The following is an 18,740-nucleotide window of genomic DNA, read 5'->3' as shown; positions in this document are numbered from 1 at the left end:
ACGAGAACCACGTACTACACGTATTCCTCGACGACGAGGACCCGTTGGTCCCCCTCGACGATAACCGTGTAGCCGTACGCCGAGAATCGAACGGACAAGTTGCTGTCCTCGCTACTGTTACGGAAGAGACTCTCTAATGCATCGACATCGACGTAGTCGTTGAGTGGGTCCAACTCTATGGACGAGACGCCTTCAGCGTCGGCGATGGCTTCGCAGACGACGACGCCGAGCGGACCGCCTTCGGTTCGACTTTCTCGCGGTTCGTCTTTGATCTGAGTTTGTGTTTCGACCATACGCGACAGAGCGTACCCTCCGTGTCACGCTCGTCTCTATATGGGGTGCTTTCTTATGTAAACTGCCCCAACCGTGCCGACTGTTCCGACCGTTGCACGACCACTGAGAGCGCGAGCGGAACTCGTTCGGTTCGACTCTCACCGAGAACAATCTGTAGTCGATAGTCGTGGTGAATGCAGCACCGAGGCCGGTTCCTCCCGGTGTTTATCGGTCCCCGAACGTCGAGTAATCCCTCTTATTATCGGCTGTAACGACCGATTACTGCGGGGTTTTCGCTACTCGACGTCGCCGGAAATTTTTAGAATACCGACTACTTCTTTGCGCCCGGATTCGTCACCGCGCCGTTCGCGGCCGACCCGAACGTCGCTCCGTACTTCGCCAGTACGCCGTTCGTGTACGCTGGTTCGGGGTCCTCTCGGGCGTCGAGTCGCTTCTCGACTTCTTCTTCGGAGAGGTCTACCTCCAAGGTTCGGTCTGAGATGTCGATGGTGACGTGATCGCCGTCTTCGAGCGCCGCGATTGGACCGCCCACGTACGATTCGGGCGCGACGTGGCCTATCATCGGTCCCCGAGTCGCTCCCGAGAACCGGCCGTCGGTCAGGAGCGCGACGTCGTCTTCGTGGCCCGCACCGACCACGGCGGCCGTGACGCCGAGCATCTCGCGCATGCCCGGCCCGCCGCGTGGCCCTTCGTTTCGAATCGCCAGTACGTCCCCACTCTCGATGCGGCCCTCCTGGACGTACTTCATCGCGTCTTCCTCGCTCTCGAACACTCTGACTGGGCCTTCGTGGTGGAAGTTGTCCTCACCGGTTACCTTCAGCACCGCGCCGTCGGGCGCGAGGTTGCCGGTGAGAATCTTGATAGCGCCCTCTTCGTGGAACGGGTCGGAAACCGGTTTGACGAACTCGGCGTCGATGGCATCGTCTTCGGGGAGGTCGAGTCGGTTCAGTTCCTCGCTAATCGTGCGGCCCGTCACCGTCTCGGCGTCGCCGTCGAACAACCCTGCTTCGACCAGACGCCGAATCACGACCGGCACGCCGCCCTCCTCGTAGAGGTCGTTCATGACCTTCGTCCCGCCGGGTTGGAGATTCGCTATCTTCGGCGTGCGACGCGATATCTCGTCGAACTCCTCGATTGAGAGGTCGATTCCGGCTTCTGCGGCGAGCGCGAGCAGATGCAGAACGCCGTTGGTCGAACCGCCGATGGCGACTTGGAGCGCGATTGCGTTCTCGAACGACCGCTTTTCGAGGATGTCCGATGGCTTGCGGTCTTCCTCGATACATTCCAGCACGAGTTCACCCGCTCGCTCCGCGACTTCGTAGCGTTCCTCGTGTTCGGCTGGTGGGCCTGCGCTTCCGAGCGGTGCCAGCCCGAGTGCTTCCGAAATCGAGGCCATCGTGTTCGCGGTGAACATCCCGCCGCAGGAGCCTGCACCTGGACATGCGTGGCGTTCGAGGTCGTCTAACTCGCCTTCGCTCATATCGCCCTGCGCGACTGCGCCGACTCCCTCGAAGACGTTCTGGACGGTTACCTCGCGGCCGTCGTGTTCGCCCGGCATGATAGAGCCACCGTACAGAAAGACGGTCGGTAGGTCGGTCCGAATCGCCGCCATCATCATCCCCGGCAGGTTCTTGTCACAGCCAGCGACCGTGACCAGTCCGTCGAGTCGCTCGCCGAACGCCACGAGTTCGACCGAATCGGCGATGACCTCCCGCGAGATGAGCGACGCTCTCATGCCTTCGGTGCCCATCGAAATCGCGTCGGAAATCGTGATGGTGCCGAACTCGATGGGCATCCCGTCGGCCGCGTCTACGCCCTCGTAGGCCGCGGCGGCTACGTCGTCCAAATGCACGTTACAGGGTGTCACGTCGGCCGCGGGGTTCGCGAGGCCGACCATCGGCGAGTCCAAGTCCTCGTCGTCGTACCCCATCGCGCGGAACATCGCTCGGTGGGGCGCGCGTTCGACCCCCTCGGTGACCTCTCTGCTTCGGAGGTTTTCCGGTTTCTCGCTCATACTTGGAGGTGACCGTGCGACGGCTTAAGTTGTCGTGCCGGGACAGATGTTGCGTGACTCAGTCGAGAAGGTTCGACACGTCGCCGTCGAACCATCGGAGTTCGCCGTCGAGAACGACGGGCGTCCCTTCTTCGATCCGCTCTTCGATGACGGACAACTCGATTCCCTCAATGTCGATGGTCGATGGAATGAGGTAGTGGACCTCCTCCTCCACCAGGGTCGAAAAGCAGGCAGAACCCATCTTGGCGAGACTGCTCTTGTGGGCCGAATGTGTCACGTCGAATTGCCCGTCGTCCGTCGAATCGATTCGGACGATACTCGGAACGCCGTCTGCACACTGCGCCACCGTGGCCGCCGGATTCCCGAGAACGACGTACTGGCGACCGATTGCGGTTAGATTCGAGACGACGTTCCGTGCACTCCCGATAGAGAAACCGAAGTTCAGTAGCCCGGCGAACGACTCCCCGACTCTCGTGGCACCGGCGTTCTCTACGTCGCCGAGGCTGACGACTGCCGCACTCGACCCTGCTTCGACGAGGGCGGTGCCTTGGTCGTACGACCGGCACGCGTTCAACAGCACTGACGTCGCCCCTGTCTCTTCGAGGGACCTGGCGTCGAACCACCCGTCCGGACACTCGAAGCCACGGTCGTCGATGTGGCCGATGTAGTGAAACAGGTCTGTTTCGTCGGTGAGCAGTTCACGCAGATTCGCGGTCGAGACGGCTTCGTGGCGTCGCACGTTGAACGAGACCATATCGTGGACGCCGTACCGCTCCGCGACCGCGTCGTGTTCGTCGCGCATCCCCGGGTCGTTACAGACGACGGTCACGTCGATAGCGGTGGTCTTGGGTTCCAAACAGTTCCCGTCGAACGCGTCTAACAGGAGTTTCGAACCGCGTTCGGGCGTCTCGTCGCCGACCCAAGCGGCTTCCGTGGCGTCCACCTCGGGAAGTGGAACGTACTGTCTCTGCTCGAAACGACCGCTACTTCGGTCGCGTTCACTGGACTGGTCGACCGGACTCTGTCGATTGTCGCGTTTGAACGTGGCAATTGCACTCTCTCTGTGGGGTTGCTCTGGCGTCCGAGTTCCTCGCTCGTCTACGAGTTCCGTCCGGACGGTCGAGAGTTCGTTCGCGAGGTACGGAAGAAACGGGGCGTTCTGCGGGTCGGGTCGAACGTACGTCGCTTGCGACCACTCCGGGACGACATCCGCGACGGCAGAGTACGGGACGGAGAGATACTGCCGCAACTGTTCTGCTAACGGGTCTTCGTAAACCGATTCGAAATCGACGTCGATTCTCGACCGCGCTTCGAGGACCGTTCGTTCGTGGAGGTCCATGTAGAAGTACCCATAGCCGCGGGCGACACAGTCGAAGAGAAACACCTGTTTGAGTACGCGAGCGACTTCTTCGGCGAATCTGCGCTCCGTATCGAGGGTGTGGACGAAACCGGACCCACCGGTCAGTCGCGGCGTTTCACCCGGCACCACGTTCGCGCCCAGATAGTACGCCAGTGGTGTCACGGGATACACGTAGTCGTAAGCAGGCGGAACGTGTATCGTGATGTCCGTCTGTGGCGACGAGACGGTACTCGGAATTTCGAGCAACTCGCCGCGCTCTATTCGCGGCGGATGCCCTCGGAGCGTCGGCCACGACCGTTCTGGACTCGTCTCTTTCAGTCCGGACCCAAACGTCGAGACGGCACGCATCAGTGCCGCCGGGTCGTCGGGGACCGTTATCGTCGCCGCCGGTTGGCGGTGGAGCGACCGCGCACCGACGTGCATCTCGGTCACCCCTCCAAAATCAAACCGCGTTCTGTCTGTATTCGCCTCAACGGTTATCTCGCCGTCCAGATGCACGTAGAGATTGAGCTTCGTGTTGACGCCCAAGAGGTGCGTGTCAGAACTCAGCGTCCGGCTAGTCAAGTGACTGAACTGGTCGACCAGCTGGCCGTCCGTCGAGTCGTGGAGGGTAACCGCACCATCGCCGTTCACTTCCAGTCCCGACGCCGTAATCTGACACGCAGTCGAAACCGGTTGCGCGAACAGGTCGGGGTCCGACTCAACGGGTGTCACCTCCTCGGGCGTCGGTAAAACGACCCGAACCCCCTCTATCGGGTCTACAACTTCCAACCCCGTCCCATCATCGAGCGCGGAAAATTGCGGTTCCATGAGTCACAACGGCAACCAGTCGATGGTCACGTCTTTTCCCGGGATGTGCCACCGCTCTTCTGCGTCGTGGTCGTGTTTCGTGGGGTCCACGCTCCGAACTTCCACCACGGCCTCGAACTCGTTGGCGAGCGACTGCACTCGCTCGCTCTCGTACGGTTCCGGCAATATGTAGTGCGCCATCGCGTCGTACTCGCGGGAGCGCTCGGCGACGATGCGGACGAACCGACGTACGGTCGACTCCTCGTAGCGGTCGAGCAGTGGCACGAGCGAATCCACACCGACGCGAAGTTCGGTGGAACGTCGGTCCGTCGTCCGGTTGTGGAACTCCGCCATCGACTCCACGAGTTCGGTCTCTAGCTCTGCGAGACATTCGGTCGTCACCTTCGTCTCCGGAATGCCGGTCAGTCCGGGGTGATTTCCGGTGGACGCTTGGGCAGCGGTCGAACGTGCCGACAGCGGGTGTCGGACCAGTTTCGTCATCGCGGTCAGCGGTTGGGATGTTTCGACGGGGTCGGGCAACCGTTCGGCAGCGCTCTGGGTCGTCGCGTCGGTGAGCGCCAGCAGTCGAAATCGCGGGGCGTTCACGTCACCAAACAGACTGCCGCTCGCTCGCGTGAACAACTCGCGACGGGAGTCGCCGACGACGAGTAAGTTGCAACCTTCGGCTTTGAGTTCGTTGAGGAGACCTAGCAGGTCGCCGAACTCCTCACCCGCTGGTGACTCTCCGCCATCTAGCTGACGGTTGTCGTCGGGACCCATTTTCTCTACTATCGTTGGCGCGGATACAATAGTGTTTCTGAGCCAGAAAGACACGGGTGGTAACTCGTCAATCACCAGTGAGACACGGGGTTAGGCCGCCAAGTAGCAACCCAAGCAGACCCCGAACTGCCCGCTGGAGACAGGTTCGTTGGCCGACCTTAGCGCGAACGCGACGACAGTCTCGGCGGTTGGTAATCTTTCCAACGAGGAGCCGAAATTTTAGAATGAGAACATACTTTTCGCGGGGCCGTCGAACCAACGCCATGGACCGAACGGTCGCCGTCGCACACTACCCAGAAGGTGCAGGTCACGCGACGCGGATGCTCGGCGTGGCTCAAGCGTTGGAGAACGCTGGCACGAACGTGGTGCTAGCCGGCGGCGGCCCGGGGTCGCGCTTCATAGAGTGCAACGGCTACGAGGTGTTTCGCGCCGCCCCAGTCGATTACATCGGCGACTATCAGCAAGGGTCGCTCGCCCGCGTCGTGACGCGAAGCCTCCCCTACAGCGGCAAGCGGGTGTTCGACATCGCCCGATGGCTTCGCCGGGAGGACCCCGCGGCACTCGTCACCGACGACATGTTCGGAGCTATGGCTGCGTCACTCACTGGCACACCGCTGTACATCGTCACGCACAACGCCGCCTCCTACTACGACGCGGCGGTCGAGCAGGCGTTCACGTGGCTCCTCAATCGTTATCAGTTGGGCGCGGCAGAGTCGTTTCTCTACCCGGCGGTGTGGCCACCGGACAGAGGCGACCCGCCCGGTGTGACACACGTGCCACCAATCGCCCTCGACCCCGCGGGGTGTGACGGGCCGAACCGGGATATCGGTGTCCTCGTCGTACCAAGTGTCTACTCGACCCATTTCGAGGTACTCGTCGAGACGCTCCGAACGGAAGGTCACGCCGTCACTCACGTCGGTGACGCAGACTGGGAAGCAGTGCCGTCGCTTCTCCCCTGGATTCGTTCCGCCGACGTGGTGGTCTGCTCTGGCTACTCGACGGTGATGGAAGCCGCCGTGGCTGGAACACCATGCATCGTCTACCCGTTCACCGACGAACAACACGGCGTGTCACGGGTCCTCGAACGCCGCGGTGTGGAGGGGTTCCAAGTCGAACACTCCATCGCTCACGTCGCCCGCGCCGTGCGCCATCCACCGGAAGAACCGGACCACGACAACGGGACGGAACGCGTCGCAGAGCACGTCCTCGACGACCTCTCCTGATTCCCGACGAATTCTTCTGAGCGGACCCTGACCAGTTTTTGCCCCTGTCGGAACCCCCAACGACCCCCATACCGTTGGGAGTGTCATGGCACGGGTCTCCGCCAGCGGCCGACTCCACTTCGGGTTCCAGAACCTCTCGCTGGCACACGAACGACTCTACGGTTCACTCGGGGTCGCGCTCGACTCGCCACGCGTCGTCGTCGAGGCTGACCCCGCCGAGAGCGTTCGCTGTGACCACGAACGCGGCCGAGCGTACGCCGAGCGGGCGACCGAACTGCTCGGCGTGTCCGGGGTCGAACTTTCCGTGGAGCGAACGCTCCCGAGACACGTCGGTCTGGGAAGCGGGACCCAGTTGTCACTCGCCGTACTAGCCGCCGTCGCGTCGGCGCACGACCGTGACCCGCATGTACGCGAGCGTGCTCCGGGACTCGACCGCGGTGGCCGGAGTGGTATCGGCGTCGCCGCCTTCGAGTCGGGTGGGTTCGTCCTCGATGCCGGACATCCCACAGAGCGATTCACCTCTGACCGCCCCGACCGTGGTGCGTGGTCGGTCCCGTCGGTCGCTGCCCGACACGAAGTGCCAGACGATTGGCGATTCGTCGTCGCGCTCCCCGACGTCGAACCGGGTCGGAGCGGGACCGAAGAGGAAGACAGCATGCGCTCGGTGGTCGAACGAGCGGACCCGACTATCGCCGACGAGATTGCTGCGGTGGTCACTCGGCGAGTCCTCCCCGCAGTCGCCTCGGGTGACCACGAAGCCTTCGGCTCTGCAGTCGCCGAAATCGGCAGGCTCAACGGCGCGTGGTACGCCGACGAGCAGGGCGGCGTCTACCGACCACCGGTCGGCGAGATAGTCGCACGCCTCGGCGACAGCCCCGCGATTTCTGGGGCCGGACAGTCTTCGTGGGGGCCCGCAGTGTACGGCGTCACCACTCGTCGCCGGGCAGACGAAGCGCGTGACGTTGCACAGCAGGCGCTCGTCGAGACTGGTGTCGATGGCGAGGTGCTGGTCGCAGGGCCGCGAAATCGCGGTGCGCGAATCGACTGACTGAGTTGGCTCAGCCCTTTCGGGTTAGTCGGACTGGCAGTTACGAGATCGAAGACACTGCTGACTGATTTGCCAACTATCTGCTCGTAACCGGACGAAACGTCCGGGCCGAGTTAGTCTCGTCTCCGTATTTGAACGTTCGCACCGACAGAAGTACAACGAGTGTTCGCGCTACCGAATCTTCCGGACGTTACTGATGTCGAAGCCGCCGTCGTGAATTTCGGTCTCGAAGCGGATGATGTCCTCGGCTTCGAGTCGCGAGAGGACGCCGCGGAACTCTTGGACGAACATCAGGCGGTCGCGTTCGTTGCCGCCAGTCTCCCAGCGAAAGTTGATGGTTCCGTCGGCCGCCCCTGTCAAACTCCCCATCTCTTGGTCGGTGAGTGCGTCGTCGTTGACCAGCAGGAGGATGAGGCCGTTCCACTCTCTGGATGCTTTCTGAAGGCCCTTGACGAGCATGCAGACGTCGCTCCAACTCATCTGTTCGTTCGGCGCGCGGGCGAGGTCGGTCAACGAGTCGAGGAGGACGAGGTTCCCCGTTGCGTGTTCGTTCAGATACTCGCCGAGTGCGGCCAACACGCCACGCCGGTCGCTCCCATGTCCGAGGTCGGTTATCGACTGGGTTTCGCGGGTGTACCACTCGCGGGGGATGGCCGAGAGTTGGAAGTACTCTTGGCTCAGGTCCTCGAACTGGACCGTCTCGACGCCCGCTTCGACCAACTCGTCGTCCATCGTGTACTCTATCTCTTGGCTGAGTTCGTCGCCGCTGGCGGTGAACGAGACGTAGTGAATCTCGTCTGGGACTGCGGCACGCTCGTCTACGTCGCCGTAGTGGAGTTCGAACTTCTCGGAGTCGGCGTGTGCGAGTCCGTTGATGGTCGCGCTCGTGTAGCAGAACTCTCGCGCTCCGGCCCCGGCCTCGCCTGCGAGTAAGACGACACTTCCGGGTGGCGCGCCGCCGCCGACGATGGTGTCAAGCCGCGAGACGCCGAACGGGATTCGGTCCATGGGACTGACTGTTCGGGGCTACCGCTTGGATGTTTCGCCTGTGCGACGGCAATCTATCGCTGTCGCTTCGACTAGAAGAGAGGCCAAGGGTTAAGTCGGATGTGTGAGAAACGAAACTGAATGGTCGCCGAAGACGCCACCGATGCTCCAGAGGAGACTGCCGATTCACTGGAAGGGTGGCTAGACGCGAAAGCCGAAGAACTCGGCGTGAGCCGCGAGCGACTGCTGACGCAACTCGGTGCCAAAAACGGCAACGGTTCGCGCGCCTCCGCAGACGAGGAACTGGCCGCGCTCCGCAAGGAGTTCGCCGAGCGGCTTTCGGCCGCACACGACGACCTCGAAACCGAGTTCGAGAGCGAACTCGACGATGCTCGCTCGGACTTCGACGAGAAAATCGACGACGTGCGCGACAGAGTGATTCAGGTCAAACGCGAGGCCGATGGGAAAGCAGACGCGGACCACGACCATCCGGAACTGCACGAGGAGACCGAGCAGGTCGCGGCACGTGCAGAGGACCTCACAGACGAACTCGAATCGCTGTCGGCCAGCGTCGCAGAACTCGAAGAGCAGGTCGAAACCGGGTTCGACAACTACGAGGACGTACTCGAATATCTGACCGACGCGACCGACGACTTGCAGACGAAACTGACCACGCTCGCGGAGGCGACGGTGGGCCTGCGCGACCAGACGAAGACGCTCGCCGCACGCCACGCGACCCGCGCGGCCGCCGACGAACTCGCTCACCTCGCCAACCGGCGCGGCGTCGAGTCGGCAGTGTGTGGTCACTGCGACGAGACGGTCCACATCGGACTGCTCGCCGCACCGAAGTGCCCACACTGCGCGAGTCAGTTCAGCGACGTCGAGCGCAAACAGAGCTTCTTCGGCTCTCACACGCTCGTCGTCGGGGAGCCGCCCGCCTTGGAGGGCGAGCGCGCGGAGTGGGACATCAAGAGCGTGATGGAAGCCGACAGCATCGACCCCGACGGCGTGTTAGACGAGATGCTCGACGAGGACGGCGAGGGTGACGAATGACGGGCGATGGCGAGCGCGACGACTCGAACGAAGCGGCCTCCCGAAGCGACGGTCGAGAACCGCTTGGTGAGGTCGCGGCCGAGGTCCGTTCGCGCCGGGGCGAACAAGGAGAGGGAAGCGACGCCAGCGACGTTGGCGGTGCGCGCTCGTCCCGAGCGCGCGACGGCCCGCTGTCCGGTCTCGCAGACGAGGTAGACGAACGACGCCAACGGCAGTCCGACGGTAGCCCGTTCGAGAGCTTCGAATCGGTCGAAGTCGAAGAATTGGACGGGGAGAAGCTGTGGGCGCTACTGGCCGACGAAGACGGCGAGACGGTCGGCGTCGCGGCCCCGCGCGAGGAGAGCGAGGACGACCGAGACGTTCGCACGATTCCGAAGAACACCTGTCACGGCTGTCCGCACTTCGCCGACCCGCCGGAGGTCGCCTGCACGCACGAGGGAACCAGCATCCTCGAACTAGTCGAGACCGAGCGGTTTCGAGTCGCAGACTGCCCGATGGTCGTAGACGACGACCAAGTGCGGGGCATCGACGCCGAGTTGGAAGCCGAGGAGTAGGCGAACGAACAGTGAGTGACCAGAGCCGTGAGTCGGCGCGGCCGACTGGGTTATTAGTCCTGTCGTCGTAGCATCATTCGTGTTCGAGGACCTCGCCCAGACGGTACTGGACCTGGTCTCCACCTACGGCTACCTCGTCGTCGTGGTGTTCACCTTCTTGGAAGCCTCGATGTTGTTCCCCCTCTTGCCGAGCGAAGTCGTCGTCCCCGGCGCGGCGGCCCTCCTCGTCGTCGGGCCGGTCACGTTCGCACTGTTCGTCGCGGCAGTCGTAGTCGGGACGACCATCGGCAGTCTGTTTGCCTATCACACGTTCGGCGAGCGAGGCCGGAGTGCCATCGACGCGACGGAGTACGTCGGCGTCTCGGCGTCGGATTTCGAGCGCGGTGAACAGTGGTTCCGCAAGTGGGGAGAAAGTTCGGTCTGCTGGGGCCGACTGCTTCCGTTCCTGCGCTCGGTTATCTCCGTCCCTGCGGGGTTCGCCGGGATGGCGCGCTGGAAGTTCACGCTCTACTCGGCAGTCGGAGCCGCCGCGTTCGGTGCGGGAGTCGCGCTAGCGGTACGGACAGGCATGGGGTTCCTCGGGTACGGGTGACTCGACTCCCGATTCGATTTCGTCTGTGAACGTGTCGCTTATGGGGAGCGCTCGTCTATCCGTGGACATGCAATTCTGCGACGACTGTGGCTCCATGATGAAGTCCATGGGGTCGAAGATGGTCTGTACGAACGACGACTGCCAGCATACGGTGGAAAAGGACGAGGAGAAGGCCGCCGAGTTCGTCAGCACCGAAGAGCAGGGCGATTCGGAAGTCATCGAAACCTCCGAGGACGCCAACTTCGAGGGCAAGCCGACCGCCGAGGACGTAGTCTGCGACGAGTGCGGCCACCAAAAAGCGTGGTACACCATCAAGCAGACCGGCTCTGCGGACGAACCGCCGACGCGCTTCTTCAAATGTCAGGAGTGCGGGCACCGCTGGCGGGAGTACAGCTAACCTTCACCAAATTTACTCACATTCGAGTGGCAATTTTCGCATCGTCCCGACGTTTTAGCCTCTCCCCCACGAATCGTATGGTATGGGACTACACGCCAGAGACGTACGAAGAGACGTACGCGAACTCGGCGCGCTACTCGGCGACGTGCTGGCCGACCAGACCTCGACGGAGGCGTTCGACCTCGTCGAAGCCGTCCGCACGTCGTCCATCGATTACCGACGCGGCGACGCGAGTTCGCGCGACGAACTCCGAGCAGAACTCGAAGACCTCCCGCCCGAACTGGAGGGCGTCGTCGCCCGAGCGTTCACGACCTACTTCGAACTCATCAACCTCGCCGAAGAGCGCGAGCGGGTGCGAGCGATTCGGGAAGGAAGCCAAGACGGCCCGCTCGCAGACAGCGTGGCTGCGGCCGCCGCGGAACTCGCAGACTCGGGTGCCGACGAAGAGACGGTCCAGCAGGTGCTGGACGACGTATTAGTCGAACCGACCTTTACCGCACACCCGACCGAAGCCCGTAGAAAGACGGTGAAGGCAAAACTCCGCTCGGTGGCCGAGGACCTCGAAACCTTGGACGAACGGCGACTCACCGACCGCGAGGAATCGACCGTCGAGCGCGATTTGGAGGCTGAAGTGACGAGTCTCTGGCAGACGCCGCAGGTCCGGCGTCGTCGCCCCGAAGTCACGGACGAGGCGCTGAACGTCCAGTGGTACATCGAGAACGTGCTTTTCGATGTAGTCGGCGAGGTGTACGACGAACTCGAACGCGAACTCGGCGAGCAGTTCGATGACGTGGAAGTCCCGAAGCTGTTCGAGTTCCGCTCGTGGGCGGGGAGCGACCGGGACGGCAACCCATACGTCACGCCGGAAGTGACTGCCGAGACGCTCGAACGCCAGCGTGCGGTGGTCGTGGAACGCTACCGGCAGGAGTGCAAGCGACTCTCCGGCGTGCTGAGCCAAGACGAGCGGAGTCTCGCTGTCGGCGACGAACTCCGGAGCCGTCTCGAAGCAGACCGCGAGCGTCTTCCGGCAGTCGCGGAGGCCGCCGCGGAACGCTACCCCGACGAACTCTACCGCCAGAAGTTGAAGCTGATGCGCGAGCGCCTCGAACGCGTCGGCGACGTGCGCCCCGACGGCTACGAAAATAGCGACGAACTGCTCAGAGACGTGCAGGCAATCGCCGAGAGCCTCCGCGAGAACGGGGCGGAAGTCGTCGCTAAATCGAAGGTCGATTCCCTGATTCGACAGGTCGAGACGTTCGGCCTCTCGTTGGCGAGTCTCGACTTGCGCGACCACCAAGAGAACCACACGACTGCCGTCGCCGAAGCACTCGCGCGCGAGGGCATCAACTACGACCAACTAGACGAAGACGAGCGCGTCGAGGTGCTGACCGACGCGATGCTACAGGACGAGCCCATAATCAGCGTCGAGGACACCGACGACCTCTCGGACACCGCAGAGCGGGTCCTCACGCTATTCGCCAGCACGGCCGACTGGCAGGCCGAGTACGGCGTCGATGCCATCGACACATACTGCATCAGCATGACCGAAGAGCCGAGCCACGTCCTCGAAGTCCTCTTCTTGGCCGACCAAGCCGGTATCGCAGACCTACCGGGCTACTGCGGACTCGACGTGGTGCCGCTACTCGAAACCGAGTCGGCACTCTCGGGTGCCCGGCGAATCATGGGCACGCTGTTCGAGAACGAAGCCTACGCCGCCGCGCTCGAAGCGAGGGGTAATACCCAAGAAATCATGCTCGGCTACTCGGACTCGAACAAGGAGAACGGCTTTCTGGCGGCTAACTGGAGCCTCTATCGCAACCAGAAGCGACTCGCAACGATTACCGACGACTACGACGTAGAGATGCGACTGTTCCACGGCCGTGGTGGGTCAATCTCGCGTGGCGGCGGCCAGATGAACGACGCACTGCTCGCACTTCCGAACGAGACCGTCTCGGGCCAAGTCAAATTCACCGAGCAGGGCGAGGCAATCGCCGAGAAGTACGCCAATCCGCGAATCGCCGAGCGCAACGTCGAGCAGATGCTGAACGCACAGCTACGCGCTCGCCACCAAGCTATCGAGCGACCGGTCGAAGACGTTCCCGACGAGTGGTACGAAGCGATGGAAACTGCGGCCGACGCGGCCCGCGAAACGTACCGAGACCTGCTCGCCACCGACGGGTTCGTCCGCTACTTCGAACAGGCGACGCCCATCACGGTCATCGAAGAACTGAATCTCGGTTCTCGACCTGCTTCCCGCTCTGGCGAGCGAACAGTCGAGGACCTGCGAGCGATTCCGTGGGTGTTCTCGTGGACCCAAGCCCGCTGTATCCTGCCCGGTTGGTACTCGCTGGCGACCGGATTGGACGCGTACTTGGAGGCTGGTGGCGACGTCGAGACGCTTCAGGCGATGTACGAGCAGTGGCCGTTCTTCCGCACGACGCTCGACAACGCAGCGCTCGCGCTCGCCCGGACCGACTTCGAAATCGCCGCTGAGTACGCCGAATTGGCTCCCACGAACCTGCGCGAGCAGTTCTTCCCGGAACTCCAGTCGGAGTACGAGCGCACAGTCGAACTCGTGACCCAAATTTCGGGCCGCGATTCGCTGTTGACCCGCCACTGGCTCGAAGAGAGTCTGGAGCGGCGCAATCCCTACGTGGACCCGCTCAACTTGGTTCAGACGCGTCTACTTGACCAGACGCATCTCACTGACGCCGAGCAGCGGACGCTCCGCCTGACCGTGAAGGGTATCGCCGCGGGGATGAAGAACACGGGATAGAACGTGTTCCGGTGGCCCCTGGTCGCCTCCGAGTCGTCGGCGACAACCATTACGGACGTCGCGCTCGTGGCACTGGTGGCAATGAGCGACGAAGACGAGACGCTCGGTCGGCCCGTCACCGACCGAGACACGACACTCGACAGACGGTCTTTCTTGAAGCGAAGCGCGGTCGCACCGCTGGGTATCGGCGTCGGCGTAGCCGAACGAAGCCGACGGCAGAGCGCCCGTATCAATCGTCGAATCGCGTTTCGACGGCCAGAGACCCTCTCACCGGACTACACGCGGCGAATCCTCCTATTGACCGACCGGACAAACGAGAACCCAGACGTGAGCGATGTCGCTGAGTGTGCGTTCGACAACTGGCCGACCGAGAACATGACTATCTGGGAAGGTATCGTCGTCGATGCGAAGAACCCCGACGAGATAGTCGGACTTTTCGGTCAGACCCCGACGATCCGCGCGCAGAAGTTGGTCGAGCGGAAGCGAATTTTCGTAGACGAGCGTCGAACGGCGGTCGAGTTGGGGACGCCGTTCATCATCAGCCGCGTAGTGAACTGTCCGGGCGACTGGCTGGGCGTCGAGGCGGCCCAGCTTCCCGGCATCAACATCAAGACCGAGTCGGGCGTGAGTACGCAAGGCTAAGCGTGACTCGGCGAGAGGGGTGTCGAATCGAGAGTCGCGACTCTCCGAAGTGGCTCAGCCCGGATGGGTTAGTCGGACTGGTGGTCGAGTCGTATTCGGACCACGCGAAACGTCCGGGCCGAGTTGGTCCTGTCTTCGTATTTGAACCTTCGCGCGCAGTTGTGCCCTCGCTCCGCTCGCACTCGACTGCGACGAGTAGCGTTTTAACCGTCGCCCGACAGATGGCAGGTATGAACGTCCTCCTCGTCACCGTCGATTCGTTGCGCGCAGACCGGGTGAACTCGGAGGTGATGCCCGAAACTCGGTCGTTCGCCGACGAGTCGGTCGAGTTCACCGACTGCGTGGCCAACGGCCCCTCGACTCCGGCGTCGTTTCCGACCATCCACGCCAGTCGATACTTCGCCAGCATCGAAGGGTTGGGCATCCCCGAACCCGGCACCGACGACGGCATCCAGACGCTCGCCGAAACGCTCCGGGAGGCGGGCTACGCCACGGCGGGCTACACGGACAACCACTTCGCCAGCGGGTCGTACCACTACGACCGCGGGTTCGACACCATGTACGACGCCAGCGGCACCGCCGAGGCCGGGAAACTCAAGCAGTTCGTCCAGTCGAACCTCGACAAGAGCGGCGCGCTGTTCAAGACCATCGAGCGGGTGTACAACCACGCCGACGCCCTCTTTGCGAGTGCGACCGGCAACGACAGCGAGTACGAGCGCGCGAGTTCGCTCAATCGGCGAGCCTTCGAGTGGATAGACGAGCAAGAAGAAGGCGCAGACGGTGAGGATTCGGAAGGAGACTCTGAGTGGTTCACGTGGCTCCACTACATGGACGCCCACCACCCTTACGAGGCCCCCGAGGAGTTCCAGCGCCAGTTCTTGGACGAACCACTCGATTTGGCGCGCTGTCGCGGTCTCTCACGCAAGGGCACCCACCACCCCGAGGAGATGACCGACGAAGAGTGGGACCTGATTCGAAAACTCTACGACGCCGAGTGTGCCTACGTTGACGACCAGTTCGGCAAGGTGCTGAACGCGCTCGAAAACCGCGACTTGCTGGACGAGACCATCGTCCTGTTCACCGCCGACCACGGCGAACTCGTCGGCGAACACCAGCACGCTGGCCATCCGCCGGAGTTCTGGGAGGGCGTCCTCCGAGTTCCGTTCGTGGTCCACCACCCCGAGCGCGAGGCGGCGGTTGTGGACGGACAGACCCGACTCATCGACCTCCCACCGACGATTACCGACGCGCTCGAATTGGAGGCCTTCGACGGATGGGAAGGCGAGTCGGCGTGGGAATTGGCCGACGGCGAGGTCGATTCCCGCGAATACGGCTTCGCAGACGTCGGTCGTCAGGTCGATTACGCGCGCTGCTGTGCGCGTCGCTCCGACGGTTGGAAACTCATGCGCCACGCCGACGACGGCGAGTTCTGTTTCGACTACCGCGCAAATCCGGACGAAAAGCCAGAAGACGACCGCGCTGACGACGACATCCCCGAGTATCGTGAACTCTCGCAGGCGCTGGATGACCACCAAGAACGGATGAAGCAGATGCGCGAAGGCAGTTCCCACGGCATCGACGAAGACGACGAGATGGTTGAAGACCACCTGAAGGACCTGGGGTATCTGGAATAACTATTCTAAGTACCCCAACTCTGCCAACCTGTCGCGCGTGTCGTCGTCTACGTCCATGCGGTCGCCGCCGGAGACGCCCGCACCGAACGACGCGAGTGCGTCTTCGAGATGTTCCGGCACCTCCTCCAAGGTGTCGCCTTCGAGATAGCTGTCGAGGTCGAACGCGAGCGTTTCGCCGGTCTTCGGCACCGCGACGACCTTCTGGCCGCTGTGCCAGACCGCTCGCTGGTTGTAGCCGTAGGCCGTCTCCTCACAGAGAATCGGGCGCTGGTCGTCGCTCGGACTCGCGTCCCCACTCAGTGCGCGCCCACTGACCCCCTCGGGGACCTCTGCGCCGAGCGCGGAGAGAACGGTCGGGGCAACGTCAATGAGCGAGACCGGCGCGTCCGAAGTTGTCGAATCCAGCCCTGGCGCGCGAATCCACAAGGGTACCCGAGCGACTTCCTCCAATACGCTGTGGCCGTGGTCGGTCGCGTAGTAGCCCCGCGGATCGTCGTTCAGTCGGCGCTCTAACTCCGGATGTTCCCAGAACGCCTCGCCGTGGTCACCGCACACGACGACTACGGTATCGTCTGGGAGTTCGGAGAGCAGGCCAGCGAGCGCGTCGTCCGCACCGCGAATGGATGCGTCGTACGCTCGTAGCTTGGCTTCGCGGTACGCTGCGAACTCCTCACGCTCGTCCTCACTTCCACCCTCTCCCGTCGAGTCCCGAAAGCGCCAATCTTCTAGTTGCTCCATCTCCGGCACGTCGAACGTCTCGCGGTGGCGATTCGGAATATCGAGCGGCGCGTGCGGGTCGCCCAGATGTAGATGGCAGAACCAGCGGTCGCGGCCCGCTATCCACTCTCGGGCGGCCGAAACGCGCTCCTCCGCATCAGTGTACTTCACGCTCACGTGTTGGAATCGGTCGCCGACGGCCTTCGCGGCCATCGGAATCGCCGTGACGAGTCCGGTGTCGTAGCCAGCGCTTTCGAGCAAGTCGGGAAGCGTCGCAACCTCGTCACGGGGTCTCCGCGGAAACTGCTCGGAGGAGAGATTTCGCGGGTCGTTGTCGAAGCGCGCACCGTGTTCGTGGGGGTATTTCCCCGACAACAACGACGGAATCGAGGGGAACGTCCACGGACTCGCGCACTTTGCGTTCGAGAAAGCGGCGGCGTCGAAGCTATCGAGGAACGGCGTCGTCTTCCGGTCGTGGCCGAACTTGCTCACGTGGTCGGCGCGCAGGCAGTCCACGACGACGGCGAGGACGTTCTTCGGGTTCTCGACGCTCGTCTCGTGAGACACGCCACGCTCGCGCCGGGCTTGCCAGTGGACCACCCGATGTTTGAATTCCATCCACGCGTCGTTCAGCTTTGGGAACCGTTTCACCGGATTCATAGACGCTGGCTCCCGTTAGTGTCGGGATTCTGTGTCCGGTGTGTCCTCCGAAAAGCTGCTTGGCGGTCGTCCGTGCGAAGGAGAAAGCGACGCTGCACTCCGTATTCCCCTCCAGTTGCTGCCCCCATATTCGGACGAATCCGTCAGGAGAACGAATAAGTCGGGTCAATCGTTCGAGACCGTTAATCCGGGCTTATCTCGTCAGAGTCTCGATGGAACCTCTCCGCGTCTCAAAAATCAGAGATAGCCGAGTGCTTTCAGTTTCTCTTCGGTATCTCCACGTTCGGTCTGTTGCTGGAGTTCGGGTTCGTACTCTCCCGTGTCGGTCGCACTCGTGACGTACCACGGAACGTTTCGGATAGGCTTGAGTGGTATCTTCGGATGACCGTAGACGCCGAACTCACCAGCAGCATTCCCGTGGTCTGCACTGATAACGACGCGTTCGGCGTCCATGTTTTCGAGCAAGACGGCGACGTGGTCGATGACGTAGTGAAGATTCTGGCGGTAGGACGACCAAACCGTCTCCCGGTCCAGTTCCCCACGGCGAAGCAGGTCCCACGGCGACTCCCAGCCCTCCCCGTCGCCCAACGTCTCCGTGTTCATACCGTCGGTGAGCGGGTCGGGAACCGACGGGAAGTGCGGTTGCATGTAGTGGACGATGAGTCGCCCCGGATCGTGTTCGCGGGCAGTGGCGATGGCACGGTCGGTGACGTGGTCGGCCGGAATCGTTCCACTTTCGTCGTCCCAGCCGTACCGCCATACCTCGTCTAAGGCCAGTAGGTCCTCGTCAGTCAGCACTCGCTTGCTAAATGGGTTTCCCGTTACGTACGCAGTCTCTTGCATCTGCGCGGCGTACTCGTCAGTGAAGGTTCGCTCTATCCACTGAATCGAGGAGCTACCGACCGAGACGAGCGTATCTGGGTCGTCGAGAAAATCGTACTCGTCTGCGACTTCTTCCATGAGATCCATGCGGCACGCGTCGAGGAGGACGAGCACGTCCCAGTCGCGTTCGAAGACGTGTTCGCCACCAGAGTAGAACGGGTCAGTTCGCCGGAGACCACCAATGTACAACTCGTGGAAGCTGTCTTTGACGCCGTTGAAACCGTCGTTCTGGACTCGACGTTCCGTCTCCCAGAGCCAATCGCCGAAGGTCATATAACTAGTCCACGAGGAAGGACAAGAGGTACATTATTGCTTCGGAACTATCGTAACTAACTGAG

The 18,740-nt window shown here is 62.5% G+C and carries 16 protein-coding genes; 9 read left to right on the top strand and 7 right to left on the bottom strand.

The window, feature by feature from the left end; all coding sequences use genetic code 11:
- Positions 1–14 precede the first annotated feature (14 nt).
- The 4 genes from F7R90_RS03805 to F7R90_RS03790 all read right to left on the bottom strand — a co-directional run bounded on the left by F7R90_RS03805 (position 15) and on the right by F7R90_RS03790 (position 5,237).
- Positions 15–293, bottom strand: a complete 279-nt coding sequence (locus F7R90_RS03805) for a HalOD1 output domain-containing protein (protein WP_158055950.1) — start codon at positions 291–293, stop codon at positions 15–17.
- A 311-nt stretch (positions 294–604) separates the two neighbouring features.
- Positions 605–2,308: a dihydroxy-acid dehydratase gene (ilvD, locus tag F7R90_RS03800; RefSeq protein WP_158055949.1), complete on the bottom strand. Its 1,704-nt coding sequence runs from the start codon at positions 2,306–2,308 to the stop codon at positions 605–607.
- 58 nt (positions 2,309–2,366) lie between these two features.
- On the bottom strand, positions 2,367–4,478 hold the full coding sequence (locus F7R90_RS03795; protein ID WP_158055948.1) for a CHAT domain-containing protein: 2,112 nt from the start codon (positions 4,476–4,478) through the stop codon (positions 2,367–2,369).
- 3 nt (positions 4,479–4,481) lie between these two features.
- On the bottom strand, positions 4,482–5,237 hold the full coding sequence (locus tag F7R90_RS03790) for a DUF7504 family protein (protein WP_158055947.1): 756 nt from the start codon (positions 5,235–5,237) through the stop codon (positions 4,482–4,484).
- Positions 5,238–5,500: 263 nt separating this feature from the next.
- Between F7R90_RS03790 and F7R90_RS03785 the strand changes: the two genes are divergently transcribed.
- Positions 5,501–6,460 (top strand): glycosyltransferase, encoded by a 960-nt coding sequence (locus tag F7R90_RS03785; RefSeq protein ID WP_158055946.1) that lies wholly within the window; start codon positions 5,501–5,503, stop codon positions 6,458–6,460.
- An 85-nt stretch (positions 6,461–6,545) separates the two neighbouring features.
- Entirely contained in the window at positions 6,546–7,508 is a 963-nt protein-coding gene (locus F7R90_RS03780) for a beta-ribofuranosylaminobenzene 5'-phosphate synthase family protein (protein ID WP_158055945.1), read from the top strand.
- A gap of 171 nt (positions 7,509–7,679) precedes the next feature.
- On the opposite strand, the gene F7R90_RS03775 is transcribed toward F7R90_RS03780, so the two are convergent.
- The gene (locus F7R90_RS03775) at positions 7,680–8,516 is read right to left on the bottom strand and encodes an RAD55 family ATPase (RefSeq protein WP_158055944.1); all 837 of its coding nucleotides are present in this window, start codon (positions 8,514–8,516) and stop codon (positions 7,680–7,682) included.
- A 120-nt stretch (positions 8,517–8,636) separates the two neighbouring features.
- Here F7R90_RS03775 and F7R90_RS03770 point away from each other — a divergent pair, with 120 nt between their 5' ends.
- The 7 genes from F7R90_RS03770 (at position 8,637) to F7R90_RS03740 (ending at position 16,143) form a co-directional block, all read left to right on the top strand.
- Complete coding sequence (locus tag F7R90_RS03770; RefSeq protein ID WP_158055943.1) at positions 8,637–9,548, top strand: hypothetical protein; 912 nt, start codon at positions 8,637–8,639, stop codon at positions 9,546–9,548.
- Positions 9,545–10,102 carry a hypothetical protein gene (locus F7R90_RS03765; protein WP_225741254.1) on the top strand — a complete coding sequence of 186 codons (558 nt, stop codon included), beginning with the start codon at positions 9,545–9,547 and terminating at the stop codon, positions 10,100–10,102. The genes F7R90_RS03770 and F7R90_RS03765 overlap by 4 nt, the downstream gene beginning before the upstream one ends.
- Before the next feature lie 79 nt (positions 10,103–10,181).
- Complete coding sequence (locus tag F7R90_RS03760) at positions 10,182–10,694, top strand: DedA family protein (RefSeq protein ID WP_158055942.1); 513 nt, start codon at positions 10,182–10,184, stop codon at positions 10,692–10,694.
- Between the two features lie 67 nt (positions 10,695–10,761).
- Complete coding sequence (locus F7R90_RS03755; protein WP_158055941.1) at positions 10,762–11,091, top strand: transcription factor S; 330 nt, start codon at positions 10,762–10,764, stop codon at positions 11,089–11,091.
- An 82-nt stretch (positions 11,092–11,173) separates the two neighbouring features.
- A complete protein-coding gene (ppc, locus tag F7R90_RS03750; protein WP_158055940.1) occupies positions 11,174–13,867 on the top strand; it encodes a phosphoenolpyruvate carboxylase in 2,694 nt (897 codons plus the stop codon).
- A gap of 81 nt (positions 13,868–13,948) precedes the next feature.
- Positions 13,949–14,509 carry a twin-arginine translocation signal domain-containing protein gene (locus tag F7R90_RS03745; protein WP_158055939.1) on the top strand — a complete coding sequence of 187 codons (561 nt, stop codon included), beginning with the start codon at positions 13,949–13,951 and terminating at the stop codon, positions 14,507–14,509.
- Between the two features lie 230 nt (positions 14,510–14,739).
- Positions 14,740–16,143 carry a sulfatase-like hydrolase/transferase gene (locus F7R90_RS03740; RefSeq protein WP_158055938.1) on the top strand — a complete coding sequence of 468 codons (1,404 nt, stop codon included), beginning with the start codon at positions 14,740–14,742 and terminating at the stop codon, positions 16,141–16,143.
- On the opposite strand, the gene F7R90_RS03735 is transcribed toward F7R90_RS03740, so the two are convergent.
- Together F7R90_RS03735 and F7R90_RS03730 are read right to left on the bottom strand one after the other, a co-directional pair.
- Positions 16,144–17,520, bottom strand: coding sequence for a sulfatase (locus F7R90_RS03735; RefSeq protein ID WP_158055937.1), 1,377 nt, complete (start codon positions 17,518–17,520; stop codon positions 16,144–16,146).
- Between the two features lie 237 nt (positions 17,521–17,757).
- The gene (locus F7R90_RS03730; RefSeq protein WP_158055936.1) at positions 17,758–18,675 is read right to left on the bottom strand and encodes an alkaline phosphatase family protein; all 918 of its coding nucleotides are present in this window, start codon (positions 18,673–18,675) and stop codon (positions 17,758–17,760) included.
- Between the last annotated feature and the right edge of the window lie 65 nt (positions 18,676–18,740).

Origin of the sequence: Halorussus halophilus, assembly GCF_008831545.1 — an archaeon.
Taxonomy (GTDB): Archaea; Halobacteriota; Halobacteria; order Halobacteriales; family Haladaptataceae; genus Halorussus; species Halorussus halophilus.
Note: the sequence above shows the minus strand (reverse complement) of the source record. Positions and strands in the feature narration are given on the sequence as shown.